The organism is Ruegeria sp. HKCCD6426 (genome assembly GCF_057221115.1).
The window spans coordinates 660638-683925 of the sequence record NZ_JBWVBF010000001.1 but is presented as its reverse complement, the minus strand read 5'-3'; the positions used below and the strand labels follow the sequence as shown (position 1 = coordinate 683925).

19 protein-coding genes are annotated in these 23288 nt (G+C 57.5%); 5 read left to right on the top strand and 14 right to left on the bottom strand.

The annotated features are described in order from the left end of the window. Genes AC2TDA_RS03395 through yajC form a run of 4 tightly spaced genes read right to left on the bottom strand, consistent with a single transcriptional unit; the run spans position 1 to position 3689 of the window. The gene (locus AC2TDA_RS03395; protein ID WP_480878825.1) at positions 1–747 is read right to left on the bottom strand and encodes a TSUP family transporter; all 747 of its coding nucleotides are present in this window, start codon (positions 745–747) and stop codon (positions 1–3) included. Next, positions 740–1708, bottom strand: coding sequence for a protein translocase subunit SecF (secF, locus tag AC2TDA_RS03390; RefSeq protein ID WP_480846690.1), 969 nt, complete (start codon positions 1706–1708; stop codon positions 740–742). Before secF ends, AC2TDA_RS03395 begins: the two co-directional genes overlap by 8 nt. A 1-nt stretch (position 1709) precedes the next feature. Then, on the bottom strand, positions 1710–3371 hold the full coding sequence (gene secD / locus AC2TDA_RS03385) for a protein translocase subunit SecD (protein WP_480878824.1): 1662 nt from the start codon (positions 3369–3371) through the stop codon (positions 1710–1712). A 33-nt stretch (positions 3372–3404) separates the two neighbouring features. After that, positions 3405–3689, bottom strand: coding sequence for a preprotein translocase subunit YajC (yajC, locus tag AC2TDA_RS03380; protein ID WP_480846687.1), 285 nt, complete (start codon positions 3687–3689; stop codon positions 3405–3407). A gap of 202 nt (positions 3690–3891) precedes the next feature. On the opposite strand from yajC, the gene AC2TDA_RS03375 reads away from it, so the two are divergent. Then, positions 3892–5553: a mechanosensitive ion channel family protein gene (locus AC2TDA_RS03375; protein WP_480878823.1), complete on the top strand. Its 1662-nt coding sequence runs from the start codon at positions 3892–3894 to the stop codon at positions 5551–5553. Between the two features lie 88 nt (positions 5554–5641). Continuing rightward, positions 5642–6937: a serine--tRNA ligase gene (serS, locus tag AC2TDA_RS03370; RefSeq protein ID WP_480846684.1), complete on the top strand. Its 1296-nt coding sequence runs from the start codon at positions 5642–5644 to the stop codon at positions 6935–6937. A 52-nt stretch (positions 6938–6989) separates the two neighbouring features. Here the strand turns inward: serS and AC2TDA_RS03365 are convergent, their stop codons facing one another. The 5 genes from AC2TDA_RS03365 to AC2TDA_RS03345 form a co-directional block, all read right to left on the bottom strand. Beyond that, positions 6990–7556: a helix-hairpin-helix domain-containing protein gene (locus AC2TDA_RS03365; protein ID WP_480878822.1), complete on the bottom strand. Its 567-nt coding sequence runs from the start codon at positions 7554–7556 to the stop codon at positions 6990–6992. 90 nt (positions 7557–7646) lie between these two features. Beyond that, the gene (locus AC2TDA_RS03360; RefSeq protein ID WP_480878821.1) at positions 7647–8633 is read right to left on the bottom strand and encodes a fatty acid desaturase; all 987 of its coding nucleotides are present in this window, start codon (positions 8631–8633) and stop codon (positions 7647–7649) included. A 164-nt stretch (positions 8634–8797) separates the two neighbouring features. Then, the gene (gene der / locus AC2TDA_RS03355) at positions 8798–10261 is read right to left on the bottom strand and encodes a ribosome biogenesis GTPase Der (protein WP_480846679.1); all 1464 of its coding nucleotides are present in this window, start codon (positions 10259–10261) and stop codon (positions 8798–8800) included. Between the two features lie 48 nt (positions 10262–10309). Further along, positions 10310–11632, bottom strand: coding sequence for a PQQ-like beta-propeller repeat protein (locus AC2TDA_RS03350; RefSeq protein WP_480846678.1), 1323 nt, complete (start codon positions 11630–11632; stop codon positions 10310–10312). Between the two features lie 46 nt (positions 11633–11678). After that, the gene (locus AC2TDA_RS03345) at positions 11679–12350 is read right to left on the bottom strand and encodes a hypothetical protein (RefSeq protein WP_480846676.1); all 672 of its coding nucleotides are present in this window, start codon (positions 12348–12350) and stop codon (positions 11679–11681) included. A gap of 224 nt (positions 12351–12574) precedes the next feature. On the opposite strand from AC2TDA_RS03345, the gene AC2TDA_RS03340 reads away from it, so the two are divergent. Both AC2TDA_RS03340 and AC2TDA_RS03335 read left to right on the top strand, forming a co-directional pair. After that, positions 12575–13804 carry an efflux RND transporter periplasmic adaptor subunit gene (locus AC2TDA_RS03340; protein ID WP_480846675.1) on the top strand — a complete coding sequence of 410 codons (1230 nt, stop codon included), beginning with the start codon at positions 12575–12577 and terminating at the stop codon, positions 13802–13804. Continuing rightward, positions 13801–17592, top strand: coding sequence for an efflux RND transporter permease subunit (locus tag AC2TDA_RS03335; protein WP_480878820.1), 3792 nt, complete (start codon positions 13801–13803; stop codon positions 17590–17592). Before AC2TDA_RS03340 ends, AC2TDA_RS03335 begins: the two co-directional genes overlap by 4 nt. A gap of 49 nt (positions 17593–17641) precedes the next feature. On the opposite strand, the gene AC2TDA_RS03330 is transcribed toward AC2TDA_RS03335, so the two are convergent. From AC2TDA_RS03330 to AC2TDA_RS03315, 4 genes are all read right to left on the bottom strand, one after another. Then, complete coding sequence (locus AC2TDA_RS03330) at positions 17642–17965, bottom strand: hypothetical protein (protein ID WP_480846673.1); 324 nt, start codon at positions 17963–17965, stop codon at positions 17642–17644. Between the two features lie 174 nt (positions 17966–18139). Further along, the gene (locus tag AC2TDA_RS03325; protein WP_480878819.1) at positions 18140–18547 is read right to left on the bottom strand and encodes a DUF2147 domain-containing protein; all 408 of its coding nucleotides are present in this window, start codon (positions 18545–18547) and stop codon (positions 18140–18142) included. A gap of 52 nt (positions 18548–18599) precedes the next feature. Beyond that, the gene (locus tag AC2TDA_RS03320; protein ID WP_480846669.1) at positions 18600–20405 is read right to left on the bottom strand and encodes an ABCB family ABC transporter ATP-binding protein/permease; all 1806 of its coding nucleotides are present in this window, start codon (positions 20403–20405) and stop codon (positions 18600–18602) included. A 79-nt stretch (positions 20406–20484) separates the two neighbouring features. Further along, on the bottom strand, positions 20485–21858 hold the full coding sequence (locus AC2TDA_RS03315) for a LysM peptidoglycan-binding domain-containing protein (RefSeq protein ID WP_480878818.1): 1374 nt from the start codon (positions 21856–21858) through the stop codon (positions 20485–20487). Between the two features lie 126 nt (positions 21859–21984). Between AC2TDA_RS03315 and AC2TDA_RS03310 the strand changes: the two genes are divergently transcribed. After that, positions 21985–22536 carry an LOG family protein gene (locus tag AC2TDA_RS03310; RefSeq protein WP_480878817.1) on the top strand — a complete coding sequence of 184 codons (552 nt, stop codon included), beginning with the start codon at positions 21985–21987 and terminating at the stop codon, positions 22534–22536. A gap of 41 nt (positions 22537–22577) precedes the next feature. Here the strand turns inward: AC2TDA_RS03310 and AC2TDA_RS03305 are convergent, their stop codons facing one another. After that, a complete protein-coding gene (locus tag AC2TDA_RS03305) occupies positions 22578–23030 on the bottom strand; it encodes a host attachment family protein (protein WP_480878816.1) in 453 nt (150 codons plus the stop codon). Positions 23031–23288: the final 258 nt, after the last annotated feature.

The window sequence follows — 23288 nt, the reverse complement described above, 5'->3', positions numbered from 1 at the left end:
CTAGCCCCAAAGCGGCAGGCCGGACAAGGCCGCTGCCGCAATCGCAAGATATGAAGCGCCCCGGTACAGCCCTTCCCGTTCGGGTCGGAACAACCACCCGCCCATCCAATTCCCGGCCATATTCGGAATGGCCAGAAAAAGACCGAGCCCAGCGGCAGCAAGGGTTACGCGACCCATTCCCGACAGATACCCAAGGATCAGAAAATCGAAGGCAAACAGAAACAAGAATATGGTGGCCCGGATCACTTCAACCGGCAGTGGACGCGCCATGTAGAACAGAATAACCGCTGGACCAGGGATACCCGCAATCCCACCCAAAAACCCTGCCACGCCGCCAATGAAGGCAACCATTCCGCGTGACACTGCACCTCGGTAGCGCAGACCGAGGATCAGCATCAACACCATGGACAGCGAGATCAGACTGACCGCGTAACGGAATGCTTCGGGCGAAACTTGCGTTAGCAACCACAGCCCAGCCGGTAAGATCAAAGCGCAACCGACCAGCAATCGCGCAAGGTCGGGCTTGCTGACATCATTCCATGCGCGGCGCAAGTTCGGCAGCGGGCCGAACATATCCATGAAAGTAAGCGCAATTAATGCGTTAAACGGGCTCAGGTATTGGCCAGCGACCGGCAGAAAGATCAGTGCCGTTCCGAAGCCGGAAAATCCTCGCACCAGACCGCCCATGAGCGCGGCGAGTGCAATGAAGGCCAGCCCCAAGAGGGGCTGGCCAAAAAACTCAGGCATCGACGTTGGCAAACTGGTTGCCCGCCGTGTTCGACGGTTTGGACCAGTCGCGCTTGACGCCGAGCCACAGCAGGATCGTCGACGCCACGAAGACCGAGGAGTATGTCCCTATGATCACGCCCCAGATCATCGCAAAGACGAACCCGCGGATCACGTCCCCGCCCAGCACATAAAGCGAGATCAACGCCAGCAGAGTCGTAACCGATGTCATCACAGTCCGGCTGAGCGTTTCGTTGATCGAGATGTTCAGGACCTCTTTGAGGTCTTTCTTCTTGTACTTCCGCAAGTTCTCGCGCACGCGGTCGAACACAACCACGGTGTCGTTCAGCGAGTAGCCGACGATAGTCAAAAGCGCCGCAATAATGGCAAGATCGAACCGTATCTGCAGCTCGGAAAAGATCCCGATGGTCAGAAGCACGTCATGCACCAAAGCAGCCACCGCGCCCAACGCGAACTGCCATTCGAATCTCAGCCAGATATAGACCAGTACTGCTCCGATCGCCAAAGTCACGGCAAGGACGGCTGTCTGGATCAATTCACCCGAAACCTTGGGGCCTACTGATTCCACCGACACGAATTCGATATCCGGAGCGGCAACCGTCAGAGCCTCTTCAACCGCCACGATTGTCGCCGCCGACACGGCCTCGGCACCCTCCTGAGCCTGAATGCGGATCATTGCGACGTTTTCATCCGGACCAAAGGTCGGGTCGAAAATCTCGGTAATGGTCACGTCCCCAAGCTCCAACGGGGCGATGGCACCGCGATACGCGCCGACATCGATCTCTTGCGTGGATTGCGTCCGAATTGTGGTGCCACCCCGGAAGTCGATGCCGAAGTTCAGCCCCTGCAGCATGAAGGACGTGAAGGCCACGACCATCATCAGACCGGAAATGCCCAGCCAGATCTTCCAGCGGCTGAAGAAATCGAACGAGGTGTTTTCGGGTACGAGTTTTAGTCTCATGTCAAACCTCGATCATTTTCGGTCGGCGGCGTTCGAACCACATCACGATTATCAGACGCGTCACAAAGATCGCAGTGAAAACCGAAGTCAGAATGCCCAGGCCCAGAGTGATGGCAAAGCCGCGCACAGGACCACTACCCATCGCAAACAGGATCACAGCAGTGATGAAGGTCGTCACGTTGGCATCCAGAATAGCAGACAATGCCTTTTCATAACCAAGCTCGATCGCCCTTGCCGGCCCCTTGGCGGACTTCAGTTCTTCTCGGATACGCTCAAAGATCAGCACGTTTGCATCGACGGCCATACCGACCGTCAGAACGATACCGGCGATACCAGGAAGGGTCAGCGTGGCCCCGATCATCGACAGCAGACCAAACAGCAGGCCCACATTGATGATCAACGCAATGTTGGCGAAGATACCGAACATTCCATAACTGAGTGCCATGAAAGTCAAAACGGCAACAAAGGCCACGATGGTTGCCACCTTGCCCGCATCAATACTGTCCTGCCCCAGTTCGGGGCCGATGGTGCGTTCTTCGAGGAATTCCAGCCCCGCAGGCAGGGCACCTGCACGTAGAAGAACGGCCAGATTGGTGCTTTCCTCGACAGTGAAGTTACCAGTGATGATACCCGAGCCGCCCGGAATATGGCTTTGGATTACAGGGGCCGAGATCACTTCGTCATCCAGAACAATGGCAAAAGGTGCGCCGATGTTTTCCAGCGTGTAATCACCGAATTTGCGGGCACCAGAAGTATTGAACCGGAAACTGACCGCCGGGCGACCGTTCTGGTCAAACGAGGGTTGCGCGTCCACCAATTCCTCACCGGTCACGACGGGGGCGGATTCGATCGTGTAAAACACCCCGTTTTCGTCGATCGAGGGTACAATTTTTTCACCTATCCCCGGTACGGCGTCCGGGTCGGTGCCACGCCCGGCGACCGGGTTGAAGGTCAGCTGGGCCGTGGTGCCGATGATCTCTTTCAGCTCACCTGCACTTCCGATGCCCGGCACCTGGATCAGGATACGATCGGAGCCTTGGCGCTGAATGGTCGGTTCGCGCGTGCCTACCTCATCGATCCGGCGGCGGACGATCTCTAGCGATTGACGTACGGTGCGGTCGTCCGATGCCAGTTTTTCGGCTTCGGAAAGTTGCACGACGATCGTATCGCCTTCAGCCCGCGCCTCGATATCGGTTGCGCCAACGCCGGTCAGGGTCTGTACCTGACGGGCCAGACCACGCACGACTTCCAGCGCGCGTGACATGCCCTCGGGTTGGCTGATTTTGATCCGAATCTCATCCGGGTCCGAAGGTTGCTTGCGGATGGTGCCCACAGTCGCCCGTTCGTCGCGCAGCGCATCGCGAATTTCAGGCCACATTGCCTCCATCCGGGATTCGTAGACATCGCCGACCTGAACTTCGGCCAAAAGATGCGCGCCGCCCCGAAGATCGAGGCCAAGATTAACCAGTGACGACGGCAGCCAGTTCGGCCACTGCCCCGCCTCGGCCTGCATTTCGGGGGTGTCGATACCAAGCTCGATAGCAGCCTTGGCGTCGTTCGATTGCTCGACGCGCGTATAAAACGCATTCGGCAGGGCCATGAGCAGGCCGATCACACAGACCGACCAGATCAGAACCCGCTTCCAGGTGTCAATTTGCAGCATTACCCTGCCTTTTCAAGGGATTGCAGTGCGAACTTACTTCGCCGGTTCTGTCTTGTTCAGGACCTGAGAAATGGTTGCCTGAACAACGCGCACCTTGACGCCCTCTGCAATCTCGACCTCAACCTCGCCGTCGTCTTTGACCTTGGCGACCTTGCCGATCAAACCACCCTGCGTGACGACCTGATCTCCACGACGCAGCGCGTCGACCATGGCCTTGTGTTCCTTCATTTTCTTTTGCTGCGGTCGGATCAGCAGGAAATACATGATTGCGAAAATCAGGATCAGCGGGAGAAACTGGGCGATTGCGCCACCTTCCATGGGATATTCCTTTGTTCTGGTGTTGCGGAGGGCTCTCCGCAAATTTGGCGGGAACCTATGCCTTGAACCAGACGTTTGCAAGCAAAGGCGGCACCGCAATGTGCGGCGGCGTCCTTGCGGCCCTGCAGGATCAGGCAAACCGTTGCAGATATGTCCTAGGCACATCAGTCAAGTTGAGTATAGTCACTGCATAGGGGGACAAATGCTAAAACCATTCAAGCCTTTCCTTTTGCTGTCTTATTTCCTGGCTTCGCTGGCGTTGGGGTTATGGCTTGTCAGTCCGGTTTCGGCACAAGAAGCGCCCCCTGTCATCGCTGAACCCGAAGCTGAGGAATCGGATGAATTCATGGCCCCGGTTATTGTGGATGGGGAAACCCTGTTCCAGCTCCGCGGCTCTAGCGCCCTGCCCGCCCCCGAGCGCGCAGAGGATGTGCAGAACAAGATCATTGAAGTCGCCGAAGCCTCTGATGCCAAGACCGTAGTAATAACCTTTGAAGAGACCGAGTTTGGAATTCGGATTCTGGCTGACGGCACCAGAATCTCGATCGTGACGGACGCAGACTCCGAGTTGGACCAAATGGAACTCAGCGTTCTGAGTTTGTTGCACGGCAATGCAATCAAGGAATCCATTGAAGCCTACCGCGCCAACCGAACCGACAAGGCGCGCGTGTCCGGCGCGATTGAAGCAGCCGGTTGGACGCTTGCATTTGCCTTGTTTGTCGTAGTGATCCTATGGCTGCATCGCCGGATCAGACGGCGTACCTTGCGGTTCGTTCGGCGGTATCTGAAAGACGTCGAAACCGCTACGGCCGAAACTGTACAGGCCGAGGCAATGGCCGCACTGATCCGCTACGGTCTGAATTTTTTTCTGCTAACCATCTTCTTTCTAGGGTTTTATTATTACCTGTCCTTCATCCTACTGGCTTTTGCCGAAACTCGGTATTTTGCCCAGATTTTGCTGACTTATCTGACCGAACCGGTCCTGCAAATCGCCAAAGGCATCATCAGCTATCTGCCAAACCTGATCATGCTGGGTTTGATCACGTGGGTTACCATGTATGTCATCAAGGGTATGCGCGTTTTCTTTGACGCAGTCGAAGCCGGAACGTTCGATCTGGGCGACTTTGAAAAACATTGGGTGAACCCGACCTTCAATATCGCACGGGTCATAGTCATTCTTATCGCACTGGTGTTCGCAGTACCCTATATTCCCGGATCGGACTCCGCCGCGTTTCAGGGCCTGACAATTTTGGTGGGCGCGATGCTGTCCCTTGGTGCGAACTCCGTTGTGAGCAACATGCTGGCCGGTCTTTTCGTCATCTACCGCAGATCCACTTCGATTGGGGATCGAATCCAGATCGGCGATCATATTGGTGACGTCGTGCAGATCAAGCTGATGGAAACACACCTGAAATCCATCAAGAATGAACTCATCTCGATACCCAACGCACAGCTGATGAACTCTGACGTTATCAATTTCTCGAAGAAGACGGATGGAAGCGGGCTTTTACTCCACACCACGGTGGGGATCGGTTACGAAGAACCGCCCGAGAAAGTTGAGGCAATGCTGATCGAAGCAGCTTGTCGGACAAAGGGGATCAAGAACAAGCCGGAACCCTTCGTTCTTTGGACCGCGCTGGCAGATTACGCGATCAACTATCAGATCAACGGCTACACAACCCGCGGCAGCATCATTCCTAAGATCCGGTCAGATCTGCATCGCAATATCGTCGCTGTGTTTAACGAGAACAATGTTCAGATCATGACCCCATCCTACATGGCGGACCCGCCCGAGCCGAAAATCCCCTCTGAGGCATGGGATGGCCACTTGGCGCACAACTCCGGCGAGGATGCCGGGAAGTAAGCATATTTTGCGTATCCTGCAGCTACACCCTGCCCGCCAGATGGTGCATAAGCGGATTTAGTGATTCCCGCATTTAAGGATCTGAGACATGCACGACATCCGCGCCATTCGCGAAAACCCCGATGCCTTCGACGCCGCCCTTGCGCGCCGTGGGGACGCGCCGGTGTCGTCAGATCTTCTGCGGCTGGACGAAAGCCGTCGCGCCAAAATTCTTGCCGCTGAAACTGCGCAAGCTGAACAGAACAAAGCGTCGAAAGAAGTCGGTGCCGCCAAAGGGCGCGGCGACGAGGCCGAGTTCGAACGTCTGCGCGCACTGGTGGCCGAGAAAAAGGCCGAAGTAGCTCGGATGCAAACCGAAGCCAAGGATCTGGACGCTCTGCTAACCGATCAGCTGGCTCGCATTGCCAACCTTCCCGCCGATGATGTTCCTCAGGGCGCAGACGAAGATGACAATGTCGAGGTCAATCGCTGGGGCACACCGCGCGAGTTCGATTTTACCCCGAAAGAGCACTACGACATCCCAGCCGTCGCAGCGGCCATGGATTTCGAAACCGCTGCCAAGACCAGCGGCAGCCGCTTTGTGAACCTGTCCAAAGGCGTCGCCCGCATTCACCGTGCGCTGGCGCAATTCATGCTCGACACGCACATCGATAAGAACGGGCTGACTGAAACCCAGACACCCGTGCTGGTCCGCGATGAGGCGATGTATGGCACCGACAAGTTGCCGAAGTTCGGCGATGATAGCTATCAAACAACGAATGGGTGGTGGCTGATCCCGACCTCCGAGGTCACGCTGACCTATTCGGTGGCAGGTGACATTCTGGACGAAGCTGCCCTGCCCATCCGTAAGACCGCACACACGGTCTGTTTCAGGTCTGAGGCCGGCAGCGCGGGCAAAGACACGGCCGGAATGCTGCGTCAGCATCAGTTCGAAAAGGTCGAGATGGTGTCGGTTACCCATCCAGACAAATCCGACGATGAACAAAAGCGCATGCTGCGCTGTGCCGAGGATCTGCTGGAACAGATGGGTATCCCCTATCGCACCGTTGTTCTGTGCACTGGCGACATGGGATTCGGCGCGCGCAGGACCTTCGATATCGAGGCGTGGCTGCCTGGACAAAACACCTATCGCGAGATCAGCTCGGTCTCGACCACCGGTGATTTTCAGGCCCGCCGTATGAACGCTCGTTTCCGTCCCGAGGCTGGCGGCAAGCCGGAATATGTTCACACACTGAACGGCTCGGGGTTGGCGGTTGGGCGCTGCCTGATTGCTGTGCTGGAGAACGGTCAGAACTCGGATGGCACGGTTACCTTGCCCAAAGTTCTGTCCCCCTATCTGGGCGGCAAGCTGACGCTGCAGCTGGACGGAACCCTGGCACAATAAAAACCGGCGGCCCGTAAGGGCGCCGGCCTTTACCGAACGAGGCGAAGAAGGATTACTTCTTCGCTTTTTTCTTGTCTTTCTTACCGTGCGACTTCTTTTTGTCCGTTTTCTTTTTCTCGTCCTTCTTCGACTTCTTGTCCTTCTTATCTTTCTTGGACTTTTCTTTGATCTTTTCCTTGGCTTTCTTGAAGGCGGCTTCCATCTCCGACTTCTTTTTGGCGGCCTTCTCGGCTTTGGCCTTGGCTTTCGCCTTTTTCTTGGCTTTGGCTTCGGCGGCTGCCAGTTCAGCCGCCGCGCGTTCTTCTGCCGCTTTGCGTTCAGCCTCGGCCTTTTGCGCCGCTGCCGTTTTCCGTGAAGCTGTTCGACGGGCTGCTGGTTTTCGCGTAGCCGGTTTGCGAGCGGGCGCGCGCCGTGTGGCTGGCTTGACCACAGGCTTTGCACCCGCGGCCTCTTGTGCCGCCGCGATCAGAGAAGAAGCTCTTGCGGCACCGATGCGAGGGACATTGACCAGTTCCTCGGGCTTCGCTTTGGCCAGATCTTCAGCAGTTTTGTAGCCAATTGCGCTCAATGCCTGTGCCAGCGCTTTTCCTACGCCGCGCACGTTTGTTACTGCGGTCATTGCGGGTCCTTTCGTTGTCTCCTCATATCCACGTGTGTACGTGGCATATTCATTTTCACAAGAACGTACAGCCGCCGGGCTTGCGTCACTTCAGCCGCTACGGGCCAGTTGCTGATCCGACGTCTTTTTTGGGAAGGGAACAAGACGTTTCGTGTCTTCATCCCAAAGCTTGAGGTTCAAAGCCGCCACGGCCTCGGGGAATTTGATCCGGCGCGGAGTGTATTCAGGCGGCAGATTATAGTGGCATGCACGCAGCCGGTAGGACGGAATGCGCGCGTTGAAGTGATGGATGTCGTGCAACGTGATGCACGCCACAGCGTTATCGAACCACCAGCCGAAATCCAGCGCGGACGAGCCCTGCAATGCCGCCAGTTTCGGGTCCAGCTCCGGACGCCGGTCCCAGTAGGTGTCCTCGAAATTGTGCTGCAAATAGACGAGGAACACTCCCAGCATTCCGCCCAGAAGGGAAAACACCAGCCAGACCAGAATGCCCGTGGTTCCTGCGATCAGAAACAGCAGCCCCAAAAAGATCACGATGGACAAGTTGTGCAGCAATACCCCCTTTACCCCGAACCTAACCGTGTTTTTCGGCCAGCGGTAACGGATGAAATAGGTAAACAACGCCCCCGCCGGGACCAGGATGAATGGGTTGCGATAAAGCCTGTAGAACAAACGCGTTTTCCAATCCGCCGCGTTCCATTCGCGTAGTGTCATTGTATGGATTTCACCTGTTTCGCGGTGTTCCAGATTCCCGATACCCGAATGGTGCAGGTTATGGTTTTGCTTCATCACTTCGAACGGCGCAAAGGTGAAAGGCGACAACCCGTGCCCAGCCCATTCGTTTTGCTGGCGCGTCTCGAACAGAGAGTGGTGACCGCAATCGTGTTGCAGAACATAAAGGCGTACAGCGGAAAAGGCGAAAACCACGCCGGCAGGTACCATGATGTACCAGCGATCGACATAAATAATCGCCAAGGCAAGCGAGGTGAAATACACCGCAAACGTTCCAAAATAACTCAGCGCTGCCAGCCTGTTATCCTGAACAGCGTATTGTCTTGTATAGTCTCTCAGGTCCATCCAGGCCTCTCTCCACGATGGCTTGGTCCAAATCCAATTTTAATTGAAGCGCGCACTGGTCGCAAACAAGCGGCGCGCGCATAACAAATGCACACACATGAATGCTAACGCGATGCCGGGGGTCTGTCACGCCCCTGCGGCTAAAATGCTGAAAATTAGCGCAGTTACGCCTTGCCCTTGAGATGTTTGGCCAGTGCGCCGGCGTTTTTCTTGCGGCGTCCTTTATACGGGTTCTTGTCGCCCTGCCCGCGCAAAGTCAGCCGGATCGGTGTACCGGGCATATCAAAATCCTCGCGCAAACCATTGACCAAATACCGCGAGTAGCTGGCCGGCATCTTGTCGGGGTGTGAGCACATAACCACGAAGCCCGGCGGTCGGGTCTTGGCCTGTGTCATATAGCGCAGCTTGATCCGGCGGCCCTGAGGGGCTGGAGGCGGGTGCTGTTCCAGCATGGCGGTGAGCCAACGGTTCAGCGCTGCGGTCGGCACGCGACGGTTCCAGACGTCATGGGCCCGCAGAATCGCAGCCCTCAGACGCTCTAGCCCCCGACCTGTTTTTGCTGAAACTGTGACCAACGGCGCGCCACGCAATTGAGGCAACAGACGCTCGAATGATTCTTTGAGATCGCGCAGTTTCTCCTGCTTATTCTCTTCGACGTCCCATTTATTTACGGCGACGACTACGGCGCGACCCTCACGTTCAGCCAAATCTGCGATGCGCAAGTCTTGTTGCTCGAAAGGAATCTCTGCATCCAACAGTACGACGACGACCTCGGCAAATTTGACGGCACGCAGCCCGTCCGACACCGAGAGCTTTTCGAGCTTTTCCTGCACCTTGGCTTTTTTACGCATACCCGCCGTATCAAAGATACGCATTGGCGTGCTTTCCCCGTCCGGATCCGCCCAATCAACCCGCAGGCTAATGGCATCGCGGGTGATCCCTGCTTCGGGACCAGTCAACAGCCGGTCTTCGCCCATGATCTGGTTGATGAGCGTGGATTTTCCCGCGTTCGGGCGTCCGACGACGGCAACCTGCAATGGCTTTGCGTCCGATATCAACGGCGTTTCGCCCTCGCCGTCTTCGTCCAGTTCGATATCTGTTTCCGGCGTATTATCAACCGCCTGCTCTTCAGCAGCATCGGCCAGAGGCATCAGTTGCGAATAGAGGTCCGTCATCCCCTCGCCATGTTCGCCAGACAGGCGTACCGGCTCCCCAAGACCCAGGTTGTAAGCCTCGAGCACACCTGCATCCGCTGCATTGCCTTCGGCTTTATTGGCAGCCAGAATCACATGTTTGGACCGCTTGCGCAGAATTTCGGCGAACATCTCATCGGTCGGTGTAAGACCTACGCGGGCGTCGATCATAAACAGGCATACGTCGGCCATGTCCACCGCGCGCTCGGTCAGGCGCCGCATTCGGCCTTGCAGGCTGTCATCGGTTGCGTCCTCAAGCCCCGCAGTGTCGATCACGGTAAATCGCAGATCGCCCAGACGCCCTTCGCCTTCGCGTAAATCGCGCGTCACGCCGGGCTGGTCGTCGACCAATGCCAGACGTTTGCCCACAAGGCGGTTGAACAGAGTGGATTTGCCCACATTCGGGCGCCCCACGATGGCGAGGGTCAGCGACATGATACTCAACTTTCAAGACTCAGACGCGCCATTTAGCGCATCTCGTCGTCAACGGAAAGCGTGTAGATCACCCTTGGTCGAGACAACGTACAGTGTCTGCCCGGCCACGACGGGCGTGGTGGTAGCTCCACCGGGTACTTCTGCCTGATAGACAAGCGCGCCATCAACTGGGTTGAAGAAGCGCAGGTAACCGTCGTTCGAGGCTACGACAATTCGCCCGCCAGCCAGGATCGGACCGTAATGGGCATAGATCGCGCCCCGTCGACCCGGCTTGTCCTTGACGAACCCCGGCAGGTCCTGTGTCCAGACGATCGAGCCGTCCGCCGCATTCAGGCGCACCAGCTGGTTGCGGTCACTGATTAGAAACACGCTGTTTCCCACGACCCAAACCATGTCCACTGCACCTTCGGCAGCTGTCCAGTTCCGCTCGCCAGAACTTGCGTCAAAGGCAACTGTGCGACCGGAGTGGTTGCCGATATAGATCGAGCTACCCACCACCATCGGCCCGCCGGTTACGTCAACGACTTGAGCGGCCGCGCGACCGCGGCGACCACCCGCAACCGATGCGTTCCAACGCCGGATGCCACCTTTGCGGAACGTGGCCGCGATATCGCCCGATCCAAAAGCAAAAACCGCGAGATCTGAGGCCAGAACCGGAGCCGGAGCGCCCAATACGTTACCAACACTGGGTGTGCCTTCGATCTGCCACGCGATGCGCCCGTCCTTGGTGTTGACCGCCCAGCCGGTTTCGTCCCCGGACACCAGATAGAGAAGGCCGTTGCTGACCATTGGCGCGCCGCTGCCTGTCGCATTCAACCGTTTTTGCCAGCGTTGTGCACCTGTCGTTGCATCCAGCGCTGTCAGGCGTCCAAACCCGGACGAGACATAAAGGACCCCATCTGCATAAGCGAGGCCCCCTCCTGTCGCCTGGTTGTCTTTCTCGGTCGGTGGGATCAGACCGGTGCTCCACGCAACTTGCCCCTGTTGCGTGACAGCTGTGACCGTCGCACCAGAATCCAGCGTATAAATCAGGCCGCCTGCGATAACGGGTTCGGCTGTGATCCGCTGTTTACGCGAATCCCCAGCGCCAATCGGTGTTGACCAGATCCGTTGCGGCGCAGCGCCGAGCGCCGCGTGCGTCGTGCGGAACGCAGGTGTTCCGGGACTCTGTGACCAATTGGCATTCCGCGTTTGCGCTGGCAAGCTGATCGGCTTGGCCCCACGCGTTTCCACGAGTTCATTATCTTCAACGGCACGAATGTCTTCACGCGCGCCAGGCAGAATAACTTCGGGTTCCTCACAGGCACTCAGCGTTGTAAAGGCGATCGCAGCAGCGGGCATCCCGAAGCGTGAGAAAAGTCTTGTTACCATAATTATTCGCACTCGCCTGTCTTTTTTCCCTGTTGCTGCCGCCGGATCAGCCTTGCTGTCCCGCGACCGGTTCGGGCTTGCCACCCAACGCGATGATCAATTGCGCGGCGCGTTGCTGCAGATCAACGCCCGCCTCCGCGTCCTGTCGCAAAGCCTGCAACCGATCCAGCGCCGCCTGCGTTTCGCCCTCGGCCACGTCGATCAACGCCAGCTGCTCTTCGGCGAGCAACCGCAAGGGCGCGCCGGGTATGGCCAATGCTTCGAACTGTTGACGACGATCCGCGGCCGGCAGCGTATCGGTTTGCAGCAGCAACGCCTTGAAGCTAGCAATCGCGCGGTAGATCTCCGGCAAATCGCCTTGCGTGGCGATAGCGTTCAGGCTGCTCACTGCCTCCTCTTGCGACCCGGCCTCGATCTGCGAAGCCGACAGCAGCATATTCAGAACAGCTTCACCACCGGGCGACAGCGTTGCGACGGCCTCTAAGCTGGCGGCCCGTTCAGCAGAGTCGTTTTCTGCCAGCGAAGATAGAATCGCATCTCCCAGCGCCTCGGCTTGCGCGGCGTCGCGTGCCTTGCGGTATTCGTTGAACGCAGCACCACCCACAATGGCAATTACAGCGACAACGCCGACCCAGCCCCAACGGCGCAGCAGCAGATACATGCGGTCGCGGCGCACCTCTTCGGTGACTTCTTCAATGAAACTGTCGGCGTCGCTCATCCCTGCCCCCAGGCTAAGTATCTGGCTTTCTAGCGCCATGTCATACCGCGCCGCCTCCGGCAAGCCAAGTGCCCGAATTTACACATTTGCCCTGACAGGCGCAGCTCTTGCCAAAAAAAGTAAACCGAACTATTCAGTTTAGTATGGACAAGTCGGAAACCTGACCCCATTTCAAGGCTCACATGCCAATGTCAGGTTGGCCGTAATATCTGGAAAGGCACCACATGCGTTTGATTTCAATTGTCAACGCCGTATTGGTTATCATTGCATTGTTTTTTCTCGTGTTCGAACGCGACGCGTTATTTGCATTTGCCGGTCGTGGCGACGATCAGGCCGAGACATCAACCGAGGCCGTTGACGCCTCATCCACGCAGGCGCCCAGCGCCATTGGTGTGGTGGCCCTTCGTTCGACCGCGCGCGAAATAGGCAGCGCTGTACAGCTACGCGGTCAGACCAAAGCGAACCGGCAGGTCGAAGTGCTGGCCGAGACGGTATCGACCGTTTTGTCGGAACCCAAACGCAAAGGTACATTCGTCGAAGCGGGTGATCTATTGTGCGAGCTTGATCCGGGCACCCGCCCCGCAAGCTTAGCTGAGGCAAAGGCGGCCCTGCTCGAAGCAGAAAGCCGCGTGCCCGAGGCCGAGGCCCGACTGCTCGAATCTCATGCCCGGTTGGCCGAGGCCGAAATCAATCTGAAAGCTGCGCGGAAACTGTCGGAAACCGGATTCGGATCGGAAACCCGCCGGATATCCAGCGAGGCCGAGATGAGCACGGCGGAAGCCGGGATCAAATCCGCCGAAGCCGGACTGGAAGCCACACAAGCCGGGATCGAGGCCGCTCAGGCCGCGGTTGCAGCTGCCCAGCGGGAAATGGACCGATTGACAATCGAAGCGCCATTCAAAGGCCTTCTGGAAAGTGACGCGGCCGAGCTGGGCAGCCTTATGCAGCCCGGATCGCTCTGTGCAACGGTCATTCAGCTGAACCCGATCAAGCTGGTAGGATTTGTTCCGGAAACAGAAGTGAACCGGATCATCGTCGGGTCGATGGCGTCGGCGCAATTGGTGACCGGATTGCAGGTCGAGGGGCGCGTTACGTTCCTCAGCCGCTCGGCCGATGAAACCACCCGCACTTTCGAAGTCGAGATCACTGTTCCAAACCCTGAACTGCTGATCCGGGACGGTCAGACTGCGAACATTCAGATCGCTGCCGAAGGTGTGAAGGCTCATCTGCTGCCACAATCCGCCTTGACCCTTAACAATGAAGGTAAGTTGGGCGTTCGTACTGTCAGCACCGGGAATGTGGTCGATTTCATGCCGATCCAACTGCTGCGTGACACGGTAGAAGGCGTCTGGGTTGGCGGTTTGCCGGAAACGGCTGATGTCATCGTTGTCGGTCAGGAATTCGTAACAAGTGGCGTCACAGTTGCGCCCACGTATCAGGAAGCGTCGCAATGACGGGTATTGTCAGCTGGGCCGCTGGCCGGGCCCGAATGGTCCTTGCGTTTATCGCGATTTCGCTGATTGTTGGCGGGTTCGCCTATGTGAACCTGCCCAAAGAAGGCGAACCGGATATTGAGATCCCGGCCCTGTTCGTATCGGTTCAATTCCCCGGCATTTCAGCAGAAGACAGTGAGAACCTGCTGATCAAGCCGATGGAGACAGAACTGGCGGATCTGGACGGTCTCAAAGAAATGACCGCCACCGCTGCCGAGGGCTATGCGGGGATCGCGCTGGAATTCGATTTTGGCTGGGACAAAACGGCCATCACTGCGGACGTGCGCGATGCAATGAACACTGCTCAGGCCGATTTTCCGGACGGGGCCGAGCAATATACGCTGACCGAAATCAATTTCTCGGAATTCCCCATCGTCATCGTCAACCTGACCGGCGCCGTGCCCGAACGCACTATGGCGCGCATTGCCAAGGATTTGCAGGACGAGCTTGAAGCGCTGGACGCGGTGCTCGAGGCCGGGATTGCCGGAAACCGCGACGAGATGCTCGAGGTCGTGATCGACCCGCTTCGGCTTGAAGCCTACAACGTCACCGCTGACGAACTGATCAATGTGGTTAGAAACAACAACCAACTGATCGCTGCAGGTGAGGTGGAAACAGCGCAAGGCACATTCTCGGTCAAGATCCCCTCATCCTTCAAGACCGCACAGGATGTCTATGGCTTGCCGATTAAGGTCAATGGCGACCGGGTGGTAACACTGGGTGAGCTGGCGCAGATCAATTACACATTCGAAGACCGCGAGGGCACTGCACGCTTTGATGGCGAACCGACAGTGGCTTTGCAGGTGGTCAAGCGCAAAGGTTTTAACCTTATCGACACCGTTGCGCTGGTTAAGGAAACCGTCGCAACCGCTCAGACCAAGTGGCCGCCCGAGATGCAGGCCGCAGTCGATGTCGGCACTTCGAACGACCAGAGCCGCATCGTGGGCTCAATGGTCAGCCAGTTGGAAGGCTCGGTTCTGACAGCCATCGCGTTGGTGATGATCGTGGTTCTGGCCTCGTTGGGCACCCGGGCCGCACTGCTGGTTGGTTTCGCGATTCCGACCTCATTCCTGCTGTGTTTCGCCTTCCTCGCCGTGATGGGCGTCAGCATTTCGAACATCGTAATGTTCGGTCTGATTCTGGCCGTTGGGATGTTGGTTGACGGTGCCATCGTTGTGGTGGAATACGCGGATAAACGCATCAAAGAGGGTGTCGGCCCGATGCACGCCTATGTCGAGGCGGCGCAGCGGATGTTCTGGCCTATCGTGTCGTCTACGGCGACGACGCTCTGTGCCTTCCTGCCCATGCTGTTCTGGCCCGGCGTACCGGGTGAGTTCATGGGTATGCTGCCGGTTACCCTGATCTTTGTTCTTTCAGCCTCGCTGATCGTTGCCTTGATTTACCTGCCCGTCATGGGTGGTGTATCCGGGCGTCTCAGCCGGGTTTTTGAGCATACATCGGTCTGGCTACGTGCGCGCACGCCTTGGTGGGTCCGCGCGATCATGGTGCCACCATCATTGTACATGATCTTTCTTGGCGCGATGCAGACACTCAATCCGGATTATCTGTTGCCCGGAGGTTCGCTCGCCGGTGCTCTGCTGTTCCTCTTCGGTGCCTTCGCCGGATCGGTGACCCTGAGCGCCGCCAAGATTGAACGTCATGTCGAAGAACGCGTGCACACAGCCAAGGAACACACGCCCTTCGGCTACGTCATCAAGTTCCTCGTCGGCAATCCGATAATGCCGATCGTTTCTCTTGTAGCGGTTGGCTTTGCCGTGTTCACGGTCATGACGGCCTATGGCGAAAACAACCGGGGCGTCGAGTTCTTCGTTGAAAGCGAACCGGAACAAGCCACTGCCTATGTCCGTGCCCGCGGAAACATTTCTTTGGCCGAGAAGGACCAGATGGTTCTGGCGGCTGAACAGGTGATCGCTGAACATCCTGCTGTGATCAACGTGTTCTCGTTTGCCGGCGAAGGCGGTCTGAACCAGAATAACGGCGGTGCACAGGCTCCGGCCGATACCGTGGGTCGTGTCCAGTTCGAAATCATCCCATGGGAAGATCGCCCGAACATCTCGGAACCGGTTTTTGGCGGGCTATTCGACCGGCACGTCGTGGCGCCGGACTATGACGGCGACTTCGTGATCGATCAGCTGAACTCGGAACTGGCCAAGCTGCCCGGTATCGTGGTCGAAATCTTGCCTTTGGAGCAGGGCCCCGCTTCGGCCAAGCCGGTGCATCTGAGGATCAAAGGTGAAGGTTGGGAAGAACTGAACACTGCCACGGCCGCGGCACGTGAAGCGTTCGAGCAAACGCCCGGCCTGATCAAGATCGAAGACACCCTGCCCCTTCCAGGCATCGACTGGCAGATCGACGTTGACGTCGCCAAGGCAGGCCGCTTTGGCGCAGATGTGGCAACGGTCGGCGCCATGGTCCAGTTGGTCACGCGCGGCATTCTGCTGGGCGAGATGCGTCCGGACACCACGGATGAAGAGATCGAAATCCGCGTTCGACTGCCTGAGAATGACCGGGTTCTGTCCACGTTGGACACGCTCAAGGTGCGCACGCCGGACGGGTTGGTTCCGTTGTCGAACTTTGTCAGCCGTCAGCCGGTTCCCAAACTTGCCGAGATCAACCGCGTGAATCAGCAACGCTACTATGATGTTAAGGCGGATGTTGAACCCGGGTTGAACAAGGTTGTGATCGACGGTCCGGATGGCAGCGAACAGCGACTGGCTGTTGTACGTGAAGTGGCCGAGGGCTTAACTGCTACGGGTCCTGTTGTGACCAGCGCGGATGGCCAGGACTATGAGCTGTTCCAACTGACCGAGGCCGAAAACCTGGGCGCCCTGCAGTCGGTCATTGACAGCGGCGACGCCCGGTTCGCGCTTATCAACCCAAATGAGCGGATCGCCGTGCTGACAGAATGGTTGCAAAGCGATCCCTTTGGCAACACCATCAGCTGGGAATGGACAGGCGATCAGGAGGATCAGGAAGAATCCGGTGCCTTCCTGGTTAACGCATTCATGGGTGCGTTGGGCCTGATGTTCGTGATCCTGCTGGCGCAGTTCAACTCGTTCTACAACTCGGTTCTGGTTCTACTGGCCGTCGTGCTTTCCACGACCGGGGTGTTGATCGGGATGATGGTCATGCAACAGCCGTTCTCGATCATCATGACCGGTACCGGCATCGTGGCGCTGGCGGGGATCGTGGTGAACAACAACATTGTTCTGATCGATACCTACCAGGAATACAGCACCTACATGCCCCGGATAGAAGCGATCATACGCACGGCTGAATCGCGCATCCGGCCAGTTCTGCTGACCACGCTGACCACTATGGCGGGTCTGACCCCAATGATGTTCGGACTGTCACTGGACTTCATCAACGGCGGTTACTCCATCGACAGCCCCACCGCGCTGTGGTGGAAGCAGCTTGCGACCGCGGTTGTATTTGGTCTGGGCATTGCCACCGTGCTGACGCTGATCGTGACGCCGTCGTTCCTGGCGCTGCGCGTTTGGGTGACCACTTATGCCATCTGGCTGGGCAAACTGCTGGCACGCGTGACAGCGGGCCGGGCCAGCAAGATCGCGCAAGACATGGCAATCGGCAGGTCTGCCCGCGACATGCAAACCACGGAAATCCTGTGGGATGGCGACGAGGTGCCGACTGGTAAGGACCGGACGGATCGGGAACAGCTCGATCCTCCTTCTGATCCCCCCTCGCATCCGTTAAAGGCTGCGGAATAAAAAAATGGCGAGCCCTGAGGGCTCGCCATTTCCAATAAAAGGATTGGGATCAATCTGCGAATACGTACTCGCCGAGTTCGCACAGATCCAAACTGTAGTCTTCAGCTGTCGATCCGTCAGAAAACTCCCCTCGGATGTCGTAGATGCAGGTCGTTTGCCCATCCGCGATCAGAACATCGATCTCGTATCCCGGTGCAATGTAGTCGCCCTGCAGCAGGTTTTCTTCCCACTGGTCCGAAGAAGCAGGCGAAACGTTGAACCCCACCAGGTCCGCGCTGCTTTCATTCGCCAGCAAAAACGCCAGATCTTCGGCCTGGGCCGCGGACGCCAGAAGTAATGCACCGATCATCGGTGCCGCAAAAAATTTCTTCATCAGGTTTTCCCTTGTACTCGTGCCTCATGTCACGCGGACTGCGTGCTGGGGTTAGCGTTCTTCGGTAATATGCGACCATTGGGTTTGGTCAACTTGAATTTTATTAAGACAGAGATTCAGATAATTGGTCGGAAATCACCCTGAGACACGGCGCGTTGCGGGAAAACCCGAACCTCAGGGTTTCAGGCGTGTCCAGGTCTGATGCGCACACACAACATGCTCGCACCCTCGTACGGAGAGAGAATTCCCGGACAATGTCATTTGGGGCGAAACATCGACATTGATCATTGGAACCCAGAAGTCACCGCCGCCATATTTCCCCCCGCCTTCGCTGGTCACATCCCAGAACAACTTCTTGCCGATGTTTGGCGTCTGCACTTCCTTGCCTGACGCGTCATAGGCCGAGAGTATCTGTCCACAGAACTTGTCGCCACAGGCAGCGATCTTGATATGAGAGATCAGGTTCTTGCGATCAGGTTCAGTTTTCCAGACGCCTTCGATCGGGTCCGCTGCTGCCAGACCCGAGCTAAGTAGCAGGGCTGTAAAAGCCTGCGTAAGTTTCCTTTGCAATGATCCGCGCATAAAAAATCCTCCGCTGATCCGCGTCCGATCATAGCACAAATGCAGGATTGAATCAGGCCGCCTGAGCGTCAGCCTGCTGGCGACTCCATAGCTGTGCGTACCGGCCCTCGCGCAACAGCAACTCATCATGTGTGCCTTGTTCGATGATTTCGCCACGTTCCAGAACGACAATCTGATCGGCCTCGGCAATAGTGCTGAGACGGTGGGCAATCGTGATCACCGTCCGCCCCTCGCCGGCACGGGCCAGTGCATCCTTGATGTCCTGCTCCGTATCCGTGTCCAACGCCGAAGTCGCCTCGTCCAACAGCAGGATCGGAGGGTTCTTCAATAGGGTGCGCGCGATGCCTACGCGCTGTTTCTCGCCCCCGGACAACTTCAGCCCACGTTCGCCCACCGTGGTCTCATAACCTTCGGGCAGCGACGAGATAAAATCGTGGATTTGGGCCGCCTTAGCGGCAGCTTCCACATCGGCCTGCGAGGCTCCGTCGCGGCCGTAAGCGATATTATAGCGGATCGTGTCATTGAACAGCACCGTATCCTGCGGTACCACACCGATTGAGGCGTGCAGGCTGGTCTGGGCCACGTCCCGCACGTCCTGCCCGTCGATTTTCAACGCGCCACCCGTCACGTCGTAGAACCGGAACAACAGCCGCCCTATGGTTGACTTCCCCGACCCTGTCGCGCCGACAATGGCAACAGTTTGCCCCGCCGGTACAGTCAGGGATACGCCTTTAAGGATCTCTCGGTCCGCCTCATATCCAAAGCGGACATCTTCCAGCGTGACTTCGCCTCCGTTGATGCTCAGGTCCGGAGAGCCCGGCTTGTCGGTGACCTCCGCAGGCTGACCAAGAAGGTCGAACATCTGCCCCATATCCACCAGAGATTGGCGGATTTCACGGTAGACCGTCCCCAGAAAGTTCAACGGCACGGTGATTTGGATCATGTAGGCATTGACCATAACAAAATCACCCACAGTCAACGACCCATTCTGCACCCCGAAAGCAGCCAGAACCATTACGCCAACCAACCCGGCGGTGATCAGCATGGACTGGCCAAAGTTCAGGAAAGCCAGCGAATACGCCGTTTTCAACGCCGCCCCAGCATAGGCTTTCATCGACACGTCATACCGTTCAGCTTCGCGCTTTTCCGCGTTGAAATATTTGACAGTTTCGAAGTTCAGCAAGCTGTCGATGGCACGTTGATTGGCTTCAGTGTCCTGATCGTTCATTTCGCGCCGCAGCTTCACGCGCCATTCGGTTACCGCAAAGGTAAACCAGATATAGAGCGCGATGGTCACGGCTACGACGACCAGGTACCAGACGTCGAACAACCACATCAGGATAATCGCAACCAGCAACAGCTCCAGGATCAGCGGCCCAATGGAAAACAGCATGAATCGCAACAGGAATTCCACGCCTTTAACTCCACGCTCGATAATCCGGCTCAGACCGCCAGTGCGTCGGGATACGTGGTACCGCATCGACAGCTGGTGGATGTGCTGAAAGGTTTCGAGCGCCAGCGCGCGCAGCGCCCGTTGACCGACCGGCGCAAAGAGGGCATCGCGCAGCTGCTGAAATCCAACCGTCATCATCCGCGCAACGCCGTAAGCCACTGTCAGCCCGACGGCACCCAGCGCCAGCGGCGGCACGCCCTCACCCGCCAGCCCGTCGACTGCGCCTTTGTACAGGATCGGTGTATAGACGGCGATCAGCTTGGCCAGAACCAGCATGACCATGGCCAACACCACACGGCGTTTAACCCATGGCTCGTCGTCGGGCCAAAGGTATGGCGCGACTTTGCGAATGGTTCGCCAGCCCGAACGGCGCTCGTCCGGTTCAGGCATGTCATCAGAATGCATCGGGGTTGTTCGCCTCATCACGTACCTTAACTGCGGTCAGAGATAGGCCCCCGACCCTGTTGGGCCAGAGGCAACATTTTCATTCGGGAATAGTGAAAATCTGTCCCGGATAGATCAAGTCTGGGTCACGGATCGAATCCCGATTGGCTTCGAACAGCTTGACGTACAGGATACCATCACCAAACCGTTCACGGGAAATGGCCCAGAGCGTATCGCCCTTTTGCACAGTAACCGCCTTGATAGCTGGGGGTTCGACGGGCGTCTCAGCATCATCAGTTGCCTCTTCGGTGATACGCAGAGACTCGACAGGCTCGCGTTTGAACGGCGTTTCCAGTCGGCTGACGACGGTCCCGTCGGTGGCAACCTCATCAACGCGCAGTGTGTATACACCGGGGTCAATACCTTCGAGCTCACCGCGCCACTTACCGTCCTCTGCTGGTGACACATCGGCTACCAGGCGGTTGTTCAGATAAAGGCGGACAGCCGACCCTTCCTGTACCCGCCCCGTCAGTTCGACATCGCCGTCGTCCGAATAACCGATCGTGTCCAACTCCACTTGCTCGGCCGGTATGGTTTGCACGGCAGGAGGTTGCACAAGTTCGACGCCTTCTTCGCCCGAGCGCAGAATAGCGACCTGCCGGTCCTGTTCGGGCTCGGCTGTATCCGCAGGTTCCGCGGTACTCTCAGCTTGTTCCTGGGTCGGAGCCTCTTCAGTGTCCTCTGTAGGCACTGCACTGGCAACTTCCGGTTCCGCAGGTTCGGCTTCAGAAGTCTGAGGCTCGGCCTCTTCGACAGCCGTCGCTTCGGCAGTTTCAACTGGTGCGGCGTCTGGTTCAGGCGCGGGCAATGCTGCGATCAGGTAGTCATCCGAACGGACCGGCTGATCTCCGCCCCGCGATTCCAGAACCAGCCCCCGGGCGGTTTCGGCAAAAGGGATCAAAAGAAACACGGCGAACTGGCCCGTTTCGTCCACGGTAAAGCTGTGCACAGTTTCCCCATCCAGCACCACGTCGACATCCGAGCCGGGGTCGGCGCTGCCGGACAAGAGAGTGTTTCCGTCCTTTTCGACGAATATTTGGTCCAGAACAGGCGCAACAGGAGTTACGGCCTGTGTGTCGGCAGGCTGGACTTCAGGCGTCTCAGTGTCGCTGGCTGGCTCGTCAACAGGGGTTTCAGGTGTTTCGGTTGCAGTTTCATCCGCCACTTGTGCGGTTTCTTCCGTCACTGGCGCGGAATCCTGCGCCGCATCGGACGTCGCATCGCCGGTCTCCGATACAGACTCGTCAGTGGATTGTGGTGACTCAACTTCCGCCTTCGATGGCACGGTCGTGTCCTGATTACTGCCCAGCATGCCGCTCAGGTACAACGCACCTGCTGCGACCAATGCGACGATTCCAGCAATCACCCCCCAGATGAATGTACTGAAGCTTCCGCTTCCAGACTTGGCGTCCATTATTTTCCTTTCACTCCGCAGCGCAAATGCTTTGACTTCCACACATTCTGCGTGACGGTTGAGCCAACCTATCAATCCCGCTATCAGGGGTCAAAACCTCTAATACAAGCCCGGAGACCCCATTCCATGTCCCAGAAATCCGTCTGTGTGTATTGCGGGTCACGAAACGGCGCGAACCCAGCCTATGCCGAAGCCGCCCGACAGTTCGGAACCCTTTTGGCCGGTGAAGATTGGCGTCTCGTTTACGGTGCCGGCGATGTAGGCCTGATGGGGGAAGTTGCCCGCGCAGCACAGTCCGCCGGTGGAGACACCTTCGGCGTTATTCCCGTGCACCTCTTGCAACGTGAAGTTGGCAAAACCGACCTGACCCGTTTCGTTGTCACTGAAACGATGCACGAGCGCAAGAAGGTCATGATCATGAACGCGGACGCCGTTATGGTTCTGCCGGGCGGCCCCGGATCTCTGGATGAGCTGTTCGAGGCGCTTACATGGCGCCAGTTGGGTCTACACGACAAACCCATTCTGGTGATGAATGTCGATGGGTACTGGGATGCCCTACATACATTGCTGAACCATGTCATCGATCAGGGTTTCGCAGACGGGTCCCTGGCAGAGTTCATCACTTGGGTTGACACCCCTCAGGCCGCTATGTCCAAGCTGCGCGACATGCTGACCTGAAAATGGAAACGGGCGGTCCATGCCGCCCGTTGCGATTTGGGTCAGGCAGGTCTGGCCAGCTTGGCGCTGAGTATCTTTTCGACCTTGTGCAGGGGGTGATTGGTCAGCGTTTTATCAACTTCGGCAATCACCTTGGCCAGAACTTCGGTATGCAGTCGGCGGCGCAGCAGGCCCAGAACATGCGGGCTCGCGACCAGAACAAGCCGTTTGTATGCCCCTTTCAAACCTTTTCGGTTCAACAGGTTAGCCACATCCTGAACGAACAGAGACTTAGCTTGGGTTTTCCATGTATCTTCCTCGACCGCTGATTTCTGCTTTGGCCCGCAGTCATATCGGCGACCAGCCCGGTCGTTGGGTTTAGTATGCTGAACATCTGGTTCCTCGACAGAAACGACGACCAGATTGGGGTCTTGTGCGTCAGTAATGTTCTCCATCACCAATGCCTTTTCTCCGTCGGCTATGATGACCCAGGTTCCCTGTTCAAGTGCGGCCATTGTGATCTCCCTGATTGGTTTTACGTGACTATCCCTCGGCCTTCGGGCACATCTAACCTGTTGCGCGCACAGGGGTTTCTGGCGCGCCGCCCGGATCGTTCTTTTCGTTGACGGGTTTCTCCCTCCCGCAGGTGACAGGTAGGCATCGCGGGGCGCCACTCAAAGAAGGCGGAAGATTAAGATTGGTTCATCGGCAGGATTTTACCGGTGCCCGCGAGCAACAAAAAAGGCCGCCGACGTTTCCGCCAGCAGCCCCTG

What these genes read in the sequence shown, in the direction of transcription:
- AC2TDA_RS03395 (WP_480878825.1), bottom strand. Translation starts at nt 747, where the DNA reads ATGCCTGAGTTTTTTGGCCAGCCCCTCTTGGGGCTGGCCTTCATTGCA.
- secF (WP_480846690.1), bottom strand. Translation starts at nt 1,708, where the DNA reads ATGAGACTAAAACTCGTACCCGAAAACACCTCGTTCGATTTCTTCAGC.
- secD (WP_480878824.1), bottom strand. Translation starts at nt 3,371, where the DNA reads ATGCTGCAAATTGACACCTGGAAGCGGGTTCTGATCTGGTCGGTCTGT.
- yajC (WP_480846687.1), bottom strand. Translation starts at nt 3,689, where the DNA reads ATGGAAGGTGGCGCAATCGCCCAGTTTCTCCCGCTGATCCTGATTTTC.
- AC2TDA_RS03375 (WP_480878823.1), top strand. Translation starts at nt 3,892, where the DNA reads ATGCTAAAACCATTCAAGCCTTTCCTTTTGCTGTCTTATTTCCTGGCT.
- serS (WP_480846684.1), top strand. Translation starts at nt 5,642, where the DNA reads ATGCACGACATCCGCGCCATTCGCGAAAACCCCGATGCCTTCGACGCC.
- AC2TDA_RS03365 (WP_480878822.1), bottom strand. Translation starts at nt 7,556, where the DNA reads ATGACCGCAGTAACAAACGTGCGCGGCGTAGGAAAAGCGCTGGCACAG.
- AC2TDA_RS03360 (WP_480878821.1), bottom strand. Translation starts at nt 8,633, where the DNA reads ATGGACCTGAGAGACTATACAAGACAATACGCTGTTCAGGATAACAGG.
- der (WP_480846679.1), bottom strand. Translation starts at nt 10,261, where the DNA reads ATGTCGCTGACCCTCGCCATCGTGGGGCGCCCGAATGTGGGCAAATCC.
- AC2TDA_RS03350 (WP_480846678.1), bottom strand. Translation starts at nt 11,632, where the DNA reads ATGGTAACAAGACTTTTCTCACGCTTCGGGATGCCCGCTGCTGCGATC.
- AC2TDA_RS03345 (WP_480846676.1), bottom strand. Translation starts at nt 12,350, where the DNA reads ATGAGCGACGCCGACAGTTTCATTGAAGAAGTCACCGAAGAGGTGCGC.
- AC2TDA_RS03340 (WP_480846675.1), top strand. Translation starts at nt 12,575, where the DNA reads ATGCGTTTGATTTCAATTGTCAACGCCGTATTGGTTATCATTGCATTG.
- AC2TDA_RS03335 (WP_480878820.1), top strand. Translation starts at nt 13,801, where the DNA reads ATGACGGGTATTGTCAGCTGGGCCGCTGGCCGGGCCCGAATGGTCCTT.
- AC2TDA_RS03330 (WP_480846673.1), bottom strand. Translation starts at nt 17,965, where the DNA reads ATGAAGAAATTTTTTGCGGCACCGATGATCGGTGCATTACTTCTGGCG.
- AC2TDA_RS03325 (WP_480878819.1), bottom strand. Translation starts at nt 18,547, where the DNA reads ATGCGCGGATCATTGCAAAGGAAACTTACGCAGGCTTTTACAGCCCTG.
- AC2TDA_RS03320 (WP_480846669.1), bottom strand. Translation starts at nt 20,405, where the DNA reads ATGCATTCTGATGACATGCCTGAACCGGACGAGCGCCGTTCGGGCTGG.
- AC2TDA_RS03315 (WP_480878818.1), bottom strand. Translation starts at nt 21,858, where the DNA reads ATGGACGCCAAGTCTGGAAGCGGAAGCTTCAGTACATTCATCTGGGGG.
- AC2TDA_RS03310 (WP_480878817.1), top strand. Translation starts at nt 21,985, where the DNA reads ATGTCCCAGAAATCCGTCTGTGTGTATTGCGGGTCACGAAACGGCGCG.
- AC2TDA_RS03305 (WP_480878816.1), bottom strand. Translation starts at nt 23,030, where the DNA reads ATGGCCGCACTTGAACAGGGAACCTGGGTCATCATAGCCGACGGAGAA.